The organism is Neobacillus sp. Soil_C_43 (assembly GCF_057656715.1).
In genome coordinates this window covers 592,574-609,695 of the sequence record NZ_JBDGJV010000001.1, presented here as the reverse complement: position 1 = coordinate 609,695, position 17,122 = coordinate 592,574, and the positions used below count along the sequence as shown (strand labels likewise).

The window sequence follows — 17,122 nt, the reverse complement described above, 5'->3', positions numbered from 1 at the left end:
CTGCCGTATACCTGCGTTAAGGGTTTTTTGAGAGATGGATACGGAATGTTAGTATTCATAATCAGGGTGGTACCGCGAGATTAAGCTCTCGTCCCTGTTTGGGATGAGGGCTTTTTTGTATGCTTTTTTTAAAAAATAAGGAGGTCAATACATATGAAAAACTTAACTGGTTCACAAATTCGTTCAATGTTTTTACAGTTTTTTAAAGAAGAAAAAGGACACACAGTGGAGCCAAGCGCATCGCTTGTCCCTCATGATGATCCATCCTTGTTATGGATTAACAGTGGTGTAGCTACCCTAAAGAAATACTTTGATGGCCGTGTAGTTCCAGAAAACCCAAGAATCACGAATGCCCAAAAATCCATTCGGACAAATGACATTGAGAATGTTGGGAAAACTGCTCGACACCATACCTTCTTTGAAATGCTTGGTAACTTTTCAATTGGTGAGTACTTTAAAAATGAAGCAATCGAGTGGGCATGGGAGTTTTTAACGGACCAAAAATGGATGGGCTTTGATCCTGAACTATTATCCGTTACCGTTCATCCTGAAGACAATGAAGCATATGAAATTTGGAATAAAACCATCGGTATTCCAGAGGAACGCATAATTCGACTGGAGGGGAATTTCTGGGATATTGGGGAAGGACCAAGTGGACCGAATACTGAAATCTTCTATGACCGTGGTCCAGAGTACGGGGATGACCCAAATGATCCAGAATTATATCCAGGTGGAGAAAACGAACGGTATCTGGAAGTTTGGAACCTAGTGTTCTCCCAATTTAACCATAATCCTGATGGCACTTATACACCACTGCCAAAGAAAAATATTGATACAGGTATGGGATTAGAACGTATGGCATCTGTTGTTCAGAATGTTCCAACCAACTTTGACACAGATCTATTTATCCCTATTATCCGTGCGACAGAGGAAATCTCTGGAGAGAAATATGGTGTGAATAAAGAGACTGATGTAGCATTCAAAGTTATTGCTGATCATATTCGTACCGTTGCATTTGCTGTCGGTGATGGTGCGCTTCCGTCAAATGAAGGACGGGGCTATGTACTACGCCGTTTGCTTCGCCGTGCTGTCCGCTATGCTAAGCAGATTAACATTAATCGTCCATTTATGTTTGAACTAGTTCCAGTCGTTGGCGAAATCATGAACGATTTCTATCCAGAAGTAAAGGAAAAGACAGAATTCGTCCAAAAAGTGATTAAGAATGAAGAAGAACGTTTCCACGAAACCCTTCATGATGGCTTAACCATCCTAGCTAGTGTCATTAAAAAGGAAAAAGAAAAGGGCAGTGACACCATTTCTGGCGCGGATGTTTTCCGATTATATGATACGTACGGATTCCCAGTTGAGCTGACTGAGGAATATGCTGAAGAAGAAGGTATGAAGGTGGACCATGAAGGCTTTGAAGTAGAAATGGAGCAACAGCGTGAACGTGCACGTGCAGCTCGTCATGATGTTGATTCCATGCAGGTTCAGAGCGGAGTTCTTAGAGATGTGAAGGTAGAAAGTCAGTTTGTTGGCTATGATCAGCTGGAAACAAGCTCCACAGTGGCAGCGATTGTGAAAAATGGTGAACTAATTGATCAGGCTTCGGCTGGAGAGGAAGTACAGGTAATTCTTGACGTTACGCCTTTTTATGCTGAAAGTGGTGGACAAATTGCTGACCACGGAGTAATGGATGGTGCAGGAGTATCTTTATTTGTAAAAGACGTTCAAAAGGCACCGAATGGTCAAAACCTTCATCAAGTAGTGGTAAAGAGTGGCACGCTCAAAACCAACCAACAGGTGACTGCTAAGGTGGATGCAGAAAACCGAGTGAAAATTATCAAAAACCATACAGCCACTCACTTGCTTCATCAAGCATTAAAGGATGTACTTGGCGAGCACGTTAACCAGGCTGGTTCCCTCGTTGAACCTGATCGACTACGCTTTGACTTCTCACACTTTGGTCAAATTAAACCAGAAGAGTTAGAGCAAATTGAAAAAATCGTCAACGAAAAAATTTGGAGAAATATTGAAGTAAACATTAGCTTAAAACCGATTGCTGAAGCAAAAGCAATGGGTGCTATGGCTCTTTTCGGTGAGAAGTATGGTAATATTGTTCGTGTGGTACAGGTTGGAGACTATAGCTTAGAGCTATGTGGTGGCTGCCATGTTCCAAATACATCTGTTATTGGTTTGTTCAAAATTGCTTCAGAAGGCGGAATTGGCGCTGGGACACGAAGAATTGAGGCTGTAACAGGTGAGGCTGCTTATAAATCATTAAATGATCAAGTGGGCTTATTAAAAGAAGCGGCAGATAAATTAAAATCAAATCCAAAGGATATCGTCACACGTATCGATAGTCTGATGGGCGAAATGAAACAGCTTCAACGTGAAAATGAATCACTTGCAGCTAAACTTGGAAATATTGAAGCAGGTAACCTGGTTTCCCAAGTAAAAGAAATTGACGGAGTAACCGTCCTAGTTGCAAAGGTACAAGCTGCTGATATGAATAACTTAAGAAATATGGCTGATGACTTAAGGCAAAAACTGGGCTCTGTGGTACTAGTACTAGGAAGTGCTCACGAAGGCAAAGTAAACCTGATCGCAGCAGTTACAAAGGATTTAATCGACAAAGGCTACCATGCTGGGAAACTGATTAAAGAGGTTGCTACACGCTGTGGCGGAGGTGGCGGGGGCCGTCCAGATATGGCTCAAGCTGGAGGAAAAGATCCTGAAAAACTAGATTCTGCACTTCAATTCGTTGAAGAATGGGTAAAATCGGTTTGATAATAGGATAAAGTAGTGTAAAATGAAGGTAATTAGTACAATTCTCTCGTCTATAATAAATGCGAGGTGCGTGAAATGAGTTCATTTGACAAAACGATGAGATTTAATTTTCCTGAAGAGCCCTTTGAACATGACGTAAATGACGTTCTTTTACAAGTGTATGAAGCATTGCAGGAAAAAGGATATAATCCGATAAATCAAATAGTCGGCTACCTATTATCAGGAGATCCAGCCTATATACCACGTCATCGAGATGCCCGTAACATTATCCGCAAGCTTGAACGGGACGAAATAATTGAAGAATTAGTCAAATCCTATCTAAAACAACAACGAGAGGTTAAGTAATGCGCGTATTGGGTTTAGATGTAGGCTCTAAGACAGTTGGTATTGCCCTTAGCGATGAAATGGGGTGGACCGCACAGGGTCTTAAAACACTCAAAATCAATGAAGAAAGACAAGAGTTTGGTTTTGAGGAAATTGGTCAAATAATAAAAGAGTACCAAGTGGATACAGTTGTCATTGGCTTACCTAAAAATATGAACGGGACAATTGGACCACGTGGTCAAGCCAGTCAGCAATATGCGAATGAAGTGGAGAGCAGATTTGCTGTGCCAACTGTATTATGGGACGAGCGGTTGACAACAATGGCTGCTGAACGTGTATTGCTTGAAGCAGATGTAAGCCGCAAAAAGCGAAAGAAAGTTATCGATAAGATGGCTGCAATGATGATCCTACAAGGTTATCTTGATAGCAAAAATTAATGAGGTGAATGAAATGGAACACAACCATGAGCATGAAGAAGAGCGTTTTATTACATTAGTAGATGAAAATGGAGACGAACAACTTTTTGAAATACTTTTCACATTCGATTCAGATGAATTTGAAAGGTCATATGTATTCTTTTATCCAGTAGGGGCAAATGAGGATGACGAAGAAGAAGTGGATATCCTAACATATGCTTATATTCCAACTGAAGATGGCGGTTTCGGAGAACTAATGGAAATCGAAACGGATGAAGAATGGGATATGGTTGAAGAAGTATTCAATACCTTCAACGAGGACCAAGAAGAAGAAGAATAAATAAACGATGAAAGAGAACCGGCCATAAAAAAGGGCTGGTTTTTTTTCATTTTGACTTTGTTAATGTTCATAATTAATTTGGCAAACTTGTTGATTGGAGCGGAAGGCGCGAAGACTCCTGCGGGAGGACGGGGCAGGGGAGACCCCGCAGGAGCAAAGCGACGAGGAGGCTCCCCGGCACGCCCGCGGAAAGCGAAGCGCCTGGAGCGGAAATCAACAGGCAAGTTTCAGAGCCTTTAATATAATTAGGATAAATTTGACAAATTAATTGATAAATTGACATTTTTCTTACTATATGCTCAAATTATTACGAAAGGGGGAAAAGAATGACAACTGATCAAAAAGACCCGAAGAAAGATTTGGTACGAGAAAAAATGCTTGAACACCACCGTGAAGCAAAAGTAGTTAGAAAAATTGTCATGGTGATCTCAATCTTATTGCTATTATTAATTGTTGTTATCGGCGGCGGAGGATATCTTTACATACAGTCAGCATTAAAGCCTGTTGACTCTGATAGTAAGAAACAAAAAACAGTTGAAATTCCAATTGGTTCATCTGTAACAGGTATTGCAGAAAAGTTAGAAGCAAATGGAATTATTAAAAATGCGAAGGTATTTAAGTATTATGTAAAGCTAAAAAACGAAGGCGGTTTTATGGCAGGGGAATACCAACTGAGTCCTTCTATGGATGTAGCTGAAATTGTCAGCCGATTAAAAACTGGAAAGGTGCTGGCAAAGGCTAGTTTTAAAATCACCATTCCAGAAGGAAAGCAGCTAACAGAAATTGCTGAAATCATTGCGAAAGCAACCAACCAAAAGGAAGCGGATGTTCTTACTAAATTAAATAATAAAGAATTTATCAAACTGTTAATGGAGAAATACCCAGATTTATTAACAGATGAAATCTTAGATTCGAAAATAAAGTATCCGCTTGAGGGATATTTATTTCCTGCTACCTATCCTTTTTATAAACCGAATCCTACAGTGGAAGAAATGGTTACGGCCATGCTGGATAAAACAAGATCGATTGTCTCTTCCTATGCGGAAGAAAGTGAAAAAGCGAAGCTATCTGTTCATAAACTACTTACAATGGCCTCATTAGTTGAAGAGGAAGCGACTGAAAAAACAGAACGTAAAAGAATTGCTAGTGTTTTCTATAACCGTATCGAGAAGGATATGAAATTGCAAACCGATCCTACGGTATTATACGCACAAGGAAAGCACAAAGAACGGGTCTTATATGAGGATTTGGAAGTGAACTCTCCTTATAATACCTACAAACATACTGGACTCCCGCCTGGACCAATCGCAAATGCTGGAAAAATGTCCATTGAAGCTGCCCTCGAGCCGGAGAAAACAGACTTTTATTATTTCTTGGCTGCTGAGGATGGAAGCATATACTATTCAAAGACATTAGAAGAGCATAATAAGTTAAAAGCAAAGTATATTTCCAATAAAAAATAATGTATTAATTTGGGGGAAGCATTAGCATTCCCCCTACTTTTGTGATAAAATAGTTCAAGTGTTTTAATACGTACTCTATAGCGTAACTCACAGTAAGGTAATTTGCGGCAGTATTGCCATAAAACGTCCTGAGTAAAATTTACTAGCTTATGACGTCCGTGCCTGTGAACGCTATTTTTTCATGTCTAAAGAAGAATAATTATAGATAAACTAAAAGTATTTTACTTTGCAATAAATGCTTTTAAAGAGAGGTGACGCAGCTTGTTAGATGCGAAGCTGCATTCATATATTGAAGGTCTTATTTTAGAGCGTAATCCATTGTTAACAGAAATGGAGTTTTATGCTCGTGAACATAATGTACCAATTATGGAACTAGAAGGTATTGAAACGATGCTTCAATTACTTCGAATTCAGGGAACAAAAAAAATACTTGAAGTTGGGACAGCAATAGGATATTCCTCTTTAAGGATGGCAGAAGCGCTTCCTGGTGCTCAAATTGTTACGATTGAGCGGGATGACGAAAGAGCACAAGTAGCTGTCGGATTTATTGAGCGCTCAGCATACAAGGAACGGATTACCTTAATTAAAGGTGACGCGTTAGAGGTTGAAGAACAGATAAGTGGACATGCTCCATTTGATGCCATTTTTATTGATGCAGCGAAGGGCCAATATAAAAAATTTTTTGAAATGTATTCAAGCTATCTTAGTTCGGATGGAATGATCATTACTGATAATGTCCTTTTTAAAGGTTTAGTAGCTGAACCAGAAATTGAATCAAAGAGGATTCGGAATCTTGTTAAAAAGATTGATGATTTTAACAAATGGTTAATGAAGCATCCAGATTATATTTCCGTTATTCTTCCTGTGGGAGACGGGGTTGCCATTAGCAAAAGAAGAGGTGAGAGCAAATGAAGAAACCAGAATTGCTTGTAACACCAATAACGGTCAACGATATTTTGCCATTAGCAGAAGCTGGTGCAGATGCGTTTGTTGTTGGTGAACAAAGATATGGATTAAGACTTGCAGGTGAATTTAATCGTGACGATGTCCAAAAGGCAATTGAACTTGCTCACAGCAAGGGGAAAAAGGTCTATGTTGCAATGAATGCTATTTTTCACAATGAAAAAATAGATGAATTGAGCGATTATATTCAATTTGTTGCAAACGTCAAAGCGGATGCCATTATTTTTGGTGATCCTGCTGTTTTAATGACTGTAAGAGAAGTGGCTCCGGAAATGAAGCTACATTGGGGAACAGAAACGACAGGAACGAACTGGTATACATGTAACTATTGGGGTAAGAAGGGTGCTAAAAGAGCTGTTCTTGCACGTGAAATCAATATGGATGCTATCGTTGAAACGAAGGAAAATGCAGAAGTAGAAATCGAAGTACAGGTTCATGGAATGAGCTGTATGTTCCAATCCAAGCGTTCACTTCTTGGTAATTATTATGAATACCAAGGGAAAGTCATGGAAATCGAAAACCGTAAGATGCAAAAAAATATGTTCTTGCACGATAAAGAGCGTGAGAACAAATACCCGATTTTTGAAGATGAAAATGGGACACATATTATGAGTCCTAATGATATCTGTATCATTGACGAACTTCAAGAAATGTTAGAAGCTGGTGTCGATTCGTTTAAAATTGATGGAATCTTAAAAAGCCCAGAATATATTCTTGCGGTTACTAAAGCCTATCGTAAGGCAATTGATTTATTTGTTGAAGATCCTGATGCCTATGAGGATAAAAAGGATGAGCTGTTAGCTACATTGGAAGAGATTCAGCCTGCTAACCGTCCGTTAGACACAGGGTTCTACTTTAAAGAAACGGTATACTAAGGGAGGAGTTCATCTGTGAATACAGTTAAAGATAAGATTTCTGAAATTATCGATGGAAAACGTGTCATTGTGAAGAAGCCAGAACTCCTTGCTCCAGCTGGTAATCTCGAAAAATTAAAGATTGCCGTTCAATATGGTGCGGATGCTGTTTTTATCGGAGGACAAGAGTATGGTCTTCGTTCAAATGCTGATAACTTTACATTTGAAGAAATGAAGGAAGGCGTAGAGTTCGCCAAACGTTTCGGTGCGAAAATTTATGTTACAACAAACATTTTTGCTCACAATGAAAATATTGATGGCTTAGAGGAATACATCCTAAGTTTAAAAGAGACAGGCATTGCAGGAATAATTGTTGCCGACCCGCTTATTATTGAAACTTGTCAGCGCCTAGCACCGGAAATTGAAATTCATATAAGTACACAGCAGTCACTTTCGAACTGGAAAGCTGCACAGTTTTGGAAAGAAGCCGGAGCTGAGCGTGTCGTCTTAGCTCGTGAAGTAAGTGCGGAAGAAATCAGAGAAATGAAGGAAAAGGTCGATGTTGAGATCGAAACCTTTATTCATGGCGCCATGTGTATTGCTTATTCCGGCAGATGCACATTAAGTAACCATATGACTGCAAGGGACTCAAACCGTGGTGGTTGCTGTCAGTCCTGCCGCTGGGATTATGATCTTTACCAGTTAGAAGGAAACGACCAAGAAGCAGCTCTATTTGAAGAGGGAGATGCTCCTTTTGCAATGAGTCCAAAAGACTTAAATTTAATTCAAGCGATCCCACAGATGATTGAACTTGGAATCGACAGCTTGAAAATCGAAGGTCGTATGAAATCTATTCACTATATTGCGACAGTGGTTAGTGTGTATCGAAAAGTGATTGATGCGTATTGCGCGGACCCTGAGAACTTTGTTATTCAGAGAGAATGGCTTGAAGAATTGGACAAATGTGCTAACCGTGAAACAGCTCCTGCGTTTTTTGAAGGTGTTCCAGGGTATAAAGAGCAAATGTTTGGTAATCATAGCAAGAAGACAAAGTTTGAGTTTGTCGGTCTTGTGTTGGATTATAATCCAGAAACACAAATCGTTACATTACAACAAAGAAATCATTTTAAACCGGGCGAAGAAGTAGAGTTCTTCGGACCAGAAATTCAAAACTTTACTCATGTGATTGATAAAATTTGGGATGAAAAAGGTAATGAACTGGATGCAGCTAGACATCCGCTTCAAATTGTACAATTTAAATTGGACAAACCGGTATACCCTAACAACATGATGCGAAAGGAGAACTAGCATGACGCGCAAGCCAGTTGTTATTGGTGTAACCGGCGGCTCCGGCTCCGGAAAAACCAGTGTAACAAAATCCATTTATGAAAGTTTAAAAGATCATTCCATATTAGTTCTTGAACAGGATTATTATTATAAAGATCAAAGCGACCTACCATTTGAAGAACGATTAAAAACTAACTATGATCACCCACTTGCTTTTGATAATGACTTACTTATTGAACATATTGAACAGCTGCTAAGGTATGAACAGATTGAAAAACCAGTATATGATTATTCCATTCATACCCGTTCAGATAAAGTTATTCCTGTTGAGCCAAAGGATGTAATCATTTTAGAGGGAATCCTCGTACTTGAGGATGAACGTCTTCGGGATTTAATGGATATCAAACTATATGTTGACACTGATGCGGATTTACGAATAATCCGCCGACTTACTCGTGATATAAGTGAGCGTGGACGTACGTTTGATTCAGTTATCGAGCAATATTTAAATGTGGTTCGTCCTATGCATAATCAATTTATTGAGCCAACTAAGCGTTATGCAGATGTCATTATACCAGAAGGCGGACATAACCATGTTGCCATCGATATAATGGTCACAAAAATTCAAACAATTCTTGAACAAAAGTCAATTTTATGAAACAATAGCAAAAGAACTATCTAAAAATCCGTTTGGATAAATATCTTTTATGCGCGCCCTTATTAAAAGGACGCGCTGCTATGTATTATGCCGATTGGCATAATATCTACATATATTACATACACAATTCTATTGGGGGATTGTGAAGACTAGAAGGAGTGAGGGTTTTGGCTACAGAGAAAGTATTTCCAATGACACAAGCAGGTAAAGATAAGCTTGTACAAGAAGTTGAGTTTTTAAAATCAGTGAAGCGTAAAGAAGTGGTAGAAAGAATTAAAATCGCAAGAAGCTTCGGAGATCTATCTGAAAACTCTGAGTATGATTCTGCGAAAGAAGAGCAAGCCTTTGTAGAAGGTAGAATTACGACCTTAGAAAATATGATTCGCAATGCAAAGATTATCGCTGAAGTTGAAAATGCAAGCGACTCCGTTACATTAGGAAGCTCCGTTACTTTTGTTGAACTTCCTGATGGTGAAGAAGAAACATATACAATTGTTGGTAGTGCTGAAGCCGATCCGTTTGAAGGAAAGATTTCTAACGATTCTCCAATTGCAAAAAGCCTATTAGGCAAGAAGGTGGGAGAACAGGTTTCTGTTCAAACTCCTGGCGGCGAGATGAGTGTACGTATCGTTTCTATTAAATAATGTTTGAAATAAGAAAACCTCGTCAAAACTTTTGACGAGGTGTTTTTTATGTGGAGAAAACGAGCCATTGGCTGGCTGGTCATTTGTATAACAGGATTAGTACTTCTCTTAGTACGTTTAATGCAAATTCAACTAATTGAGACAGAAACCTTTTCAAAGCATAATGTGAACTTGCTTGAGGAAAGTGTGAATCAACGAACACAGGAATTAGTGATTGATAATGGCAGGGGGAATTTTCTTGATCGAAATGGAACGATGCTTACTCATAAAAAAGTGTCCGTGCTCGTTTTATTTCCATTTCTAAAAAAGACAGATTGGGATATCGAAAAGGTTTCGACCATTTCAGGAATATCAGTTAACTCACTGAAATTTGCAGTAGATGCTGCAAAAAAACCATTTGCTTTCGGAGGCCCAGAGCCCATTGAATTAACAACCTCACAGATGAAAAGAATTAATCAATTAAAAATACCCGGTGTATTTGCCATTGAGAAGAAATTTGAACGTTCTTCCATTCCAGCTGAGCAACTGATAGGACTAACAGGTGAGAATGCAAAGGAATTAAAAGAACGTTATCCAAGTAAAGAGCTATCGGAAAAGACGCTGCTGGGCGTATCTGGCCTTGAAGAAAGCTTTGATGAATTCCTGCTCCCAGAGGGTAAGTCAAAGCTTGTTTACCATGTTGATGGTGGGGGAGCCCCGCTTTTTGGAATAAATGTAAAATATGTGGACCCTGCTAACCCGTTTTATCCTGTTAATATTCGGACTACGATTGATAAAGACCTGCAGCAAAAGGCCGAGGATTTAGCTGATCAGTATCAGATTAAAAAGGGGGGACTTGTTCTCCTTAATATTGAGGATAATAGTGTGTTGGCGATGGTTTCACGTCCGGCTATCAATAAAAAAGACCCCTATAATGGAGCAGGAATTACGAATTTGATGGTAAAGCAGCAGATTATGGGATCCGTTTTTAAGACGGTGGTTGCTGCAGCTGCTATGGATCATAACTTAGATGACCCAACCCGGCTTTTTGATTGCAGTAAAAAGATTAATGGAAGACCAGAATCAAAATATAATTATGGAATGTTGAACTTTACAAATAGTTTTGCAAGAAGCTGTAATCGTACGTTCGGGGAACTGGCAAAGGAATTGCAGAAGACGGATCCGCATCTACTCGAGGACTATGCAGATAAATTATCTCTAACTGGTTCGGTGGGCTGGCAAGGTGAAGTGTATCATACCAGTGACTTCAAGCAGCTAGGTGATGAAGAAAAAGGGAGGGTGTTTTTGTCTGATGAGGCAAGAAAGGATCCTAATTTTATTGCTATGTCAGGTATCGGGCAGCACGAGGTTCGGGCTACCCCATTAGCTGTCGCTAACATGATGGCCACCATTGCAAGGGGCGGTAAAAAGGAAATGGTAAGAGCAGTTTCAAAAATAGAATATAAAAATGGGACAACGATGGTAGATTTCCCAGAGGAAAGCTTAAAGGGGGATTCTATCTCACCTTATACAGCCATGAAACTGCAAAAATTGCTACGTGAAGTAATTACTAATCCAAATGGGACTGGAAGATGGTTTAAAGATCTTCCATATGAAGTAGCAGGTAAATCAGGTACGGCTGAAACTGGTAAATTTAAAGACGGGAAGCAATTGCATAATAAATGGTTTGCTGGTTATTTTCCATTTCAATCGCCCAAATATGCGTTAGTAGCAGTCAATTTGGATGTAATAGATTCGGAAGGCGGGGTAAATTTATTGTTCGCGGATATGGTGAAAGCACTCTATGAAAAAGATACAGAAAAAGAGTAGTGCGACTATTATCCCTTCATGTTCTGTTAAAATCATGTTAGAATATTGAGAGCCTTTATTTTAGGAGGAAAAAGTATGACTAATGATTTTAATTCTAACTCACGGTCTGGATACCGATCGAAAAGAAAAAAAACGAACCTCGTCTTAAATAGTTTAATCATCATTGTACTCTTACTAATATTATTTGTGGCATACAATATTTTTGCTTCAGGAAATGATCATGCAGCACCTAAGAAAGAAAGTACAAAAACAGAGCAAAAAGAATCTCAACATACAGAGAAGCAAGCAGATAAAAAAGAGAACACTAAGGCAGACGATGAGAGCTCATCTGATCAAGTATCTGAAGAAGAACAGCAAAGTGAGGAAGCTTCAACAACTGAAAAGGCAGATGAATCACAGGAAGTTGTCACTGATGGTGGAAGTTCTTCTAATGTACTAAAAACGATTGAAAATCCAAGCTGGAAACCTGTAGGAACAACCCAATCTGGTGAACATACCGCTGTATACGATACAAATTCAGCCGATTGGCAGGAAATGCTGGAGGCTGTATCCTATGCCACTGGATTAGATGGCAGCAACATGACGGTATATTGGCTGGGAAGAGATAAATCCACACAAAATGGCTCGTTTGCTACCGTTGCATCAAAAGATAAGCAGCAAAAATACAATGTTTATCTTCAGTGGGTGGACGGAGAAGGCTGGATGCCTACACGAGTTGAGGAATTAGCTGAAATTGTTAAATAATAAATGATGACGAGGATGACTTAGAGTCAGCCTCGTTTATTTTTTCTTAAAATGCACCACTGCTGTGAAATAGGTTTGTCCATTTTCATTCACATGCATTTGATGTGATACGGAGTGGACTCCAAGCATAATTGCCCGGTTTTCATCAATTTGTGACTCGATTTTTTTCTGCAGAACTTTAAGATTAGTTGCTTCGAAAAACTCCACTTTATCTTCGATTAAATCAAATTGTAAATTCATAAAATCAGTCCTTTCATTTCTTATTTTAGTTATTTATTTATCAGCTAGCAACGAATTGTTGAATAAAAGTGAGGACTATGATAACATCTTTTTGAATCAATTCATAGTATGCTTATAGGATTAATATGCAGTTTTCGAGAGTGTGAGAATACAGGCTTACTATGGCAAGCATCTTTAAAAAGATGGTAGAATAGTGTTTGCGGATACGATGCTTAAAACAGAGGAAGATTATAAGCAGTAAAGCGTTAAAACACGATGAAAGAGGTCAAATTATGAAAATCGCTATAATTGGAGCAATGGAAGAGGAAGTAACATTATTAAGGGATCATATCGAAGATAAAACACAAGAAACAGTAGCTGGCTGTGAATTTACATTTGGAACCATGTACGGTGTAGATGTCATTCTGCTCCGTTCAGGAATTGGCAAGGTAAATGCAGCAATGTCAACAACCATCTTACTTGAAAAATATAAGCCTGATTATATTATAAACACTGGTTCGGCTGGTGGGTTCAACCCGGCTCTTAATGTTGGTGATGCAGTCATTTCAACTGAAGTTCGTCATCATGATGTAGATGTAACAGCTTTTGGATATGAATACGGGCAGGTTCCACAGCTTCCAGCTGCATTTTTAGCAGAAGAGAAGTTAATTGCGGTCGCTGAAAAAGCATCAAAGGAACTGGAAAAGTTTCAGATTGTCAAAGGCTTAATTGTTACTGGTGACTCCTTTATGGAAGACCCGGCAAGAGTCGAATTTGTTCGTTCGAAATTTAATGATTTACAAGCAGTTGAAATGGAGGCAGCGGCGATTGCGCAAGTAGCCCATCGGTTTGGAGTTCCTTTCGTTATCATTCGTTCTCTTTCTGATATTGCTGGTAAAGAATCAGAAGTATCTTTTGATCAATTTATTGATAAAGCGGCAACTAATTCTGCTACGTTGGTTATGAATATGGTGGCAGCGTTAAAATAGGAGTGGGGAAATGAAGGTCTATAAAAATGTTCATGAATTAATTGGGCATACACCAATGGTGGAAATCACTCAATTTCATTTGCCCGACGGTGTTCGTATCTTTGCGAAACTTGAATTTATGAATCCTGGGGGTAGTGTCAAAGACCGACTTGGAATGGAACTGCTGGATGAGGCATTTTCTAGTGGAAAGTTGTGTAAAGACGGAACAGTCATAGAGCCAACCGCTGGAAATACGGGGATCGGATTAGCTCTAGCAGCCATAAACAAAGGTATACAGGTTATTTTATGTGTTCCTGAAAAGTTTAGTATAGAAAAGCAGGAATTAATGAAAGCACTCGGGGCGAAAATTGTTCATACCCCTACGGAAAAGGGAATGAAGGGAGCAATTGCAAAGGCAAAGGAACTTGTTAACGAGATTCCAGGAGCCTATTGCCCTCAGCAATTCGGAAACCCTGCAAATCCAGAAACGTACTATAAAACGCTTGGTCCAGAAATTTGGGAGCAGCTTGAAGGACAATTACATGTGTTTGTCGCTGGTGCGGGTACAGGTGGAACATTCATGGGTACTGCCCGTTACTTAAAAGAACAGAGCGAGAAAGTAAAAACAGTCATTGTAGAACCTGAGGGTTCCATTTTAAACGGTGGTGAATCAGGTCCCCATAAAACAGAAGGTATTGGAATGGAATTCTTGCCGGAATATATGGATGCAAGTTACTTTGATGCCATTTATACCGTGTTGGATGAACATGCTTTCAGTCTCGTTAAAGAAATAGCAGTGAAAGAAGGCCTTCTTGTCGGTAGTTCGTCAGGTGCTGCATTTCACGCTGCACTAAAAGAAGCCCAAATATCTCCGCCTGGTACCAATATCGTCGTTATTTTTCCAGACGGGAGCGAACGATATTTAAGCAAAAAGATTTTTGAAGGAGGTATTTAGAATGAAAAGGAAAACACAATTGATTCATGGCGGAATTAGCCAAGATCCAGCAACAGGAGCGGTGTCCTTTCCCATTTACCAAGTTAGTACGTATAAGCAGGAAGGGGTAGGGGGTCATAAGGGATTTGAATATTCCAGGACTGGAAACCCTACAAGGAATGCACTTGAAGTGTTAATTAAAGATATTGAAGGCGGTACGGCAGGTTTTGCTTTTGGTTCAGGTATGGCGGCAATCACTGCGGTTATCATGTTATTTAATAGCGGCGATCACGTCATTCTTACTGATGATGTCTATGGTGGAACATTCCGCGTGATGACAAAGGTATTAAACCGATTTGGAATCGACTCTACTTTTGTTGATACTAGTAATTTAGACACTATTAAGAGTGAAATCAGACCGAATACAAAGGCGATTTATTTAGAAACACCAACAAACCCATTACTAAAAATTACGGATATTGAAGCAGCTGCAAAGCTGGCAAAAGAACATCAGCTATTGACCATTGTAGATAACACCTTCTCCACACCATATTGGCAAAATCCAATAGAGCTAGGAGCTGATATTGTCCTGCACAGTGCGACAAAATACATTGGTGGACATAGTGATGTGGTGGCTGGTCTAGTGGTTGTGAATAGTGATAAATTGGCAGAAGATCTTCATTTTGTTCAAAATTCTACGGGCGGTGTTTTAGGACCACAGGATTCTTGGTTATTAATCCGTGGGATCAAAACTTTAGGGATCCGTATGGAAGAAACGGAAACGAATACTGCTGAGATTGTGAAGTTTTTACAATCACATCCAAAGGTAAAAAAGGTATTTTACCCTGGGATTGAATCACATCCAAATCATGAGATTGCTAAAAAACAAGCAAGAGGTTTTGGCGGAATGGTCTCTTTTGATGTAGGAAGTGCTGAAAATGCAGATCAATTATTAAGTAAAATTAAATACTTTACTTTGGCAGAAAGTCTTGGTGCGGTCGAAAGCTTAATATCTGTTCCAGCCCGAATGACACATGCCTCTATACCGGCAGAGCGTCGTGCAGATTTAGGTATTACCGATGGATTAGTCCGTATATCAGTTGGACTAGAAGATGTTGAGGATCTCATTGATGATTTAACACAAGCATTAGAATAATTGATATTATCCAGGCACCAGGTGAACTCACCTGGTGCCTGAGCTTTTCTTTTACTAATATTTACATCCTCTTTCATATTAAGTTTTATGTTAAAGTAGGCTAGTAGATTAAAAGAAAAGCAGGTGATAAGTAGTGAAGCAACAAGCGAGAAGACTTTATGAAAAAATGGTTGATTTTAAACGGTTTGCCACGATCTTATTGGCTGTTGGTGTATTTTTCTATTTAGGTGTAATTATTCCATCCGATACGAAAAGCGAGATGGATGTTAACATAATGGTTCTATCCTCAATGTCTTTCCTAGCTTTATCTATTTTGTTTTTTATTCAATCCAAACAATGCCAAATGAAGCTGTCAGAGACAGAAGAAGGGCAGGATTATTTAATGAAAAAATAAGCGTCTCCCATTTGCGGAGCGCTTATTTTTTTTTTATCTGACAAAAGGGCGTTTTAATTAATTTAAAAAAATTACTGGAAAAAGGTTTACAAATGGCAGGTGTATGGATATAATTACCGTAGCAAGTAAAAAATTCCAAAAGGAGGTCGAAGAAAATGAATTTAATTGTAGCCTGCACACAAACAGCATATTTGAATATCACGCATTCGACCAGACTGGAATGGATTGCTTAAGTAATTAAGTGACATTACATATCCATGCCGCAGGGAGAATGACGCCTTGCGGTATTTTTGTGCCTAAAAATCTTGCCGCAAGGGATAACTTCTTGCGGCCTTTTTGTGCCCTTTTTATTCGCCAGATGGATATGTTATGCATAAATTGAAAATGTTGTTGGAACAAGTAAGAAATAAGTTCTTTAAAGGAGGTGTGAAACATGACCCTGAATATATTATTTTTCTCCATCACAATAAAAAAACGGAAAGTGGATCTTGAAAAGGCAACTCAACAGGAAATGGTTGAGAAACTCTATGATCAAAACAAAGACCGTCAAATTTCCATGCATCATTTCATGTAATCAATACACATGCACTAACTAAAAAAGGAAGTGAAATAAATGACCCTCAATATTTTATTTTTAACCATAACTATTAATAAACGTCGAATGAGCCTCGAAGAAGCTGCTCACCAAGAAATGGTTGATAAGCTTTATGAGAAAAACAGAGATCGTCAGGTTTCCATGCACCGTTTTATGTGATAGGTAAGTAAAAAACCAAAATAGAGAAAGGTGGTTGTTAATATGTTGTTTTTTCTAATGCAAGGTCGAGGAAATAGTTTCTGGGGTATGAAAGATACCACCTAGCCACTGTGAAAGAATGTAAATAGGAGGTAACCAATATGCCGCTTCATATTTTGTTATTATCATTACTCTTTAAATCAAAGAAAAAAGAATCATAATCCTTCAAGGGTTTGTTAACAAAATGTTCATATTTCCTGAAGTTAGATACTGTGAAAATGTGTTAAATTCAAAGTAGAAAATAGCAGTCTCTAACTAAGGGGTGGGGAATATGTTTTTGGTTGTGATGGCTTTCGTCATTACTGGGGCGATCGGTTGTGTAATTTCAGCCGAACTAAGTGTGGAAGTATAATATTAGAAAGCATC

19 protein-coding genes are annotated in these 17,122 nt (G+C 38.9%); 18 read left to right on the top strand and 1 reads right to left on the bottom strand.

The window, feature by feature from the left end; all coding sequences use genetic code 11:
- The first annotated feature begins 153 nt into the window (after nucleotides 1-153).
- From alaS to AC3A54_RS03195, 12 genes are all read left to right on the top strand, one after another.
- Nucleotides 154-2,790 (top strand): alanine--tRNA ligase, encoded by a 2,637-nt coding sequence (gene alaS, locus AC3A54_RS03250; protein ID WP_487653301.1) that lies wholly within the window; start codon nucleotides 154-156, stop codon nucleotides 2,788-2,790.
- Nucleotides 2,791-2,865: 75 nt separating this feature from the next.
- Entirely contained in the window at nucleotides 2,866-3,135 is a 270-nt protein-coding gene (locus tag AC3A54_RS03245) for an IreB family regulatory phosphoprotein (protein WP_308083073.1), read from the top strand.
- Complete coding sequence (gene ruvX, locus AC3A54_RS03240; protein ID WP_308083074.1) at nucleotides 3,135-3,551, top strand: Holliday junction resolvase RuvX; 417 nt, start codon at nucleotides 3,135-3,137, stop codon at nucleotides 3,549-3,551. The genes AC3A54_RS03245 and ruvX overlap by 1 nt, the downstream gene beginning before the upstream one ends.
- 13 nt (nucleotides 3,552-3,564) lie before the next feature.
- Complete coding sequence (locus AC3A54_RS03235) at nucleotides 3,565-3,870, top strand: DUF1292 domain-containing protein (RefSeq protein ID WP_335545372.1); 306 nt, start codon at nucleotides 3,565-3,567, stop codon at nucleotides 3,868-3,870.
- Between the two features lie 326 nt (nucleotides 3,871-4,196).
- Nucleotides 4,197-5,333: an endolytic transglycosylase MltG gene (gene mltG / locus AC3A54_RS03230; RefSeq protein ID WP_487653300.1), complete on the top strand. Its 1,137-nt coding sequence runs from the start codon at nucleotides 4,197-4,199 to the stop codon at nucleotides 5,331-5,333.
- Between the two features lie 261 nt (nucleotides 5,334-5,594).
- Nucleotides 5,595-6,245 (top strand): O-methyltransferase, encoded by a 651-nt coding sequence (locus AC3A54_RS03225; RefSeq protein WP_487653299.1) that lies wholly within the window; start codon nucleotides 5,595-5,597, stop codon nucleotides 6,243-6,245.
- On the top strand, nucleotides 6,242-7,171 hold the full coding sequence (locus AC3A54_RS03220) for a peptidase U32 family protein (RefSeq protein WP_335545379.1): 930 nt from the start codon (nucleotides 6,242-6,244) through the stop codon (nucleotides 7,169-7,171). Before AC3A54_RS03225 ends, AC3A54_RS03220 begins: the two co-directional genes overlap by 4 nt.
- Nucleotides 7,172-7,186: 15 nt before the next feature.
- Nucleotides 7,187-8,458 carry a peptidase U32 family protein gene (locus tag AC3A54_RS03215; RefSeq protein ID WP_308083079.1) on the top strand — a complete coding sequence of 424 codons (1,272 nt, stop codon included), beginning with the start codon at nucleotides 7,187-7,189 and terminating at the stop codon, nucleotides 8,456-8,458.
- A gap of 1 nt (nucleotide 8,459) precedes the next feature.
- Nucleotides 8,460-9,095 (top strand): uridine kinase, encoded by a 636-nt coding sequence (gene udk, locus AC3A54_RS03210; RefSeq protein ID WP_335545383.1) that lies wholly within the window; start codon nucleotides 8,460-8,462, stop codon nucleotides 9,093-9,095.
- 167 nt (nucleotides 9,096-9,262) lie between these two features.
- The gene (gene greA, locus AC3A54_RS03205; RefSeq protein WP_308083081.1) at nucleotides 9,263-9,739 is read left to right on the top strand and encodes a transcription elongation factor GreA; all 477 of its coding nucleotides are present in this window, start codon (nucleotides 9,263-9,265) and stop codon (nucleotides 9,737-9,739) included.
- Nucleotides 9,740-9,787: 48 nt separating this feature from the next.
- Nucleotides 9,788-11,548, top strand: coding sequence for a peptidoglycan D,D-transpeptidase FtsI family protein (locus AC3A54_RS03200; protein WP_487653298.1), 1,761 nt, complete (start codon nucleotides 9,788-9,790; stop codon nucleotides 11,546-11,548).
- Nucleotides 11,549-11,623: 75 nt separating this feature from the next.
- On the top strand, nucleotides 11,624-12,292 hold the full coding sequence (locus AC3A54_RS03195; RefSeq protein WP_308083083.1) for a YrrS family protein: 669 nt from the start codon (nucleotides 11,624-11,626) through the stop codon (nucleotides 12,290-12,292).
- 36 nt (nucleotides 12,293-12,328) lie between these two features.
- Here AC3A54_RS03195 and AC3A54_RS03190 read toward each other — a convergent pair whose 3' ends face one another.
- Nucleotides 12,329-12,532, bottom strand: a complete 204-nt coding sequence (locus AC3A54_RS03190; protein ID WP_487653297.1) for a DUF2536 family protein — start codon at nucleotides 12,530-12,532, stop codon at nucleotides 12,329-12,331.
- A gap of 272 nt (nucleotides 12,533-12,804) precedes the next feature.
- On the opposite strand from AC3A54_RS03190, the gene mtnN reads away from it, so the two are divergent.
- The 6 genes from mtnN (at nucleotide 12,805) to AC3A54_RS03160 (ending at nucleotide 16,717) form a co-directional block, all read left to right on the top strand.
- Complete coding sequence (gene mtnN, locus AC3A54_RS03185) at nucleotides 12,805-13,500, top strand: 5'-methylthioadenosine/S-adenosylhomocysteine nucleosidase (RefSeq protein ID WP_487653296.1); 696 nt, start codon at nucleotides 12,805-12,807, stop codon at nucleotides 13,498-13,500.
- Between the two features lie 10 nt (nucleotides 13,501-13,510).
- On the top strand, nucleotides 13,511-14,434 hold the full coding sequence (locus AC3A54_RS03180) for a PLP-dependent cysteine synthase family protein (RefSeq protein ID WP_487653295.1): 924 nt from the start codon (nucleotides 13,511-13,513) through the stop codon (nucleotides 14,432-14,434).
- 1 nt (nucleotide 14,435) lies between these two features.
- Entirely contained in the window at nucleotides 14,436-15,569 is a 1,134-nt protein-coding gene (locus tag AC3A54_RS03175; protein ID WP_487653294.1) for a bifunctional cystathionine gamma-lyase/homocysteine desulfhydrase, read from the top strand.
- Nucleotides 15,570-15,702: 133 nt separating this feature from the next.
- Nucleotides 15,703-15,963, top strand: a complete 261-nt coding sequence (locus AC3A54_RS03170) for a YrhC family protein (RefSeq protein ID WP_309860483.1) — start codon at nucleotides 15,703-15,705, stop codon at nucleotides 15,961-15,963.
- A gap of 433 nt (nucleotides 15,964-16,396) precedes the next feature.
- Nucleotides 16,397-16,537 carry a YrzI family small protein gene (locus tag AC3A54_RS03165; RefSeq protein WP_335545400.1) on the top strand — a complete coding sequence of 47 codons (141 nt, stop codon included), beginning with the start codon at nucleotides 16,397-16,399 and terminating at the stop codon, nucleotides 16,535-16,537.
- 39 nt (nucleotides 16,538-16,576) lie between these two features.
- Nucleotides 16,577-16,717, top strand: a complete 141-nt coding sequence (locus AC3A54_RS03160; RefSeq protein ID WP_309860485.1) for a YrzI family small protein — start codon at nucleotides 16,577-16,579, stop codon at nucleotides 16,715-16,717.
- Nucleotides 16,718-17,122: the final 405 nt, after the last annotated feature.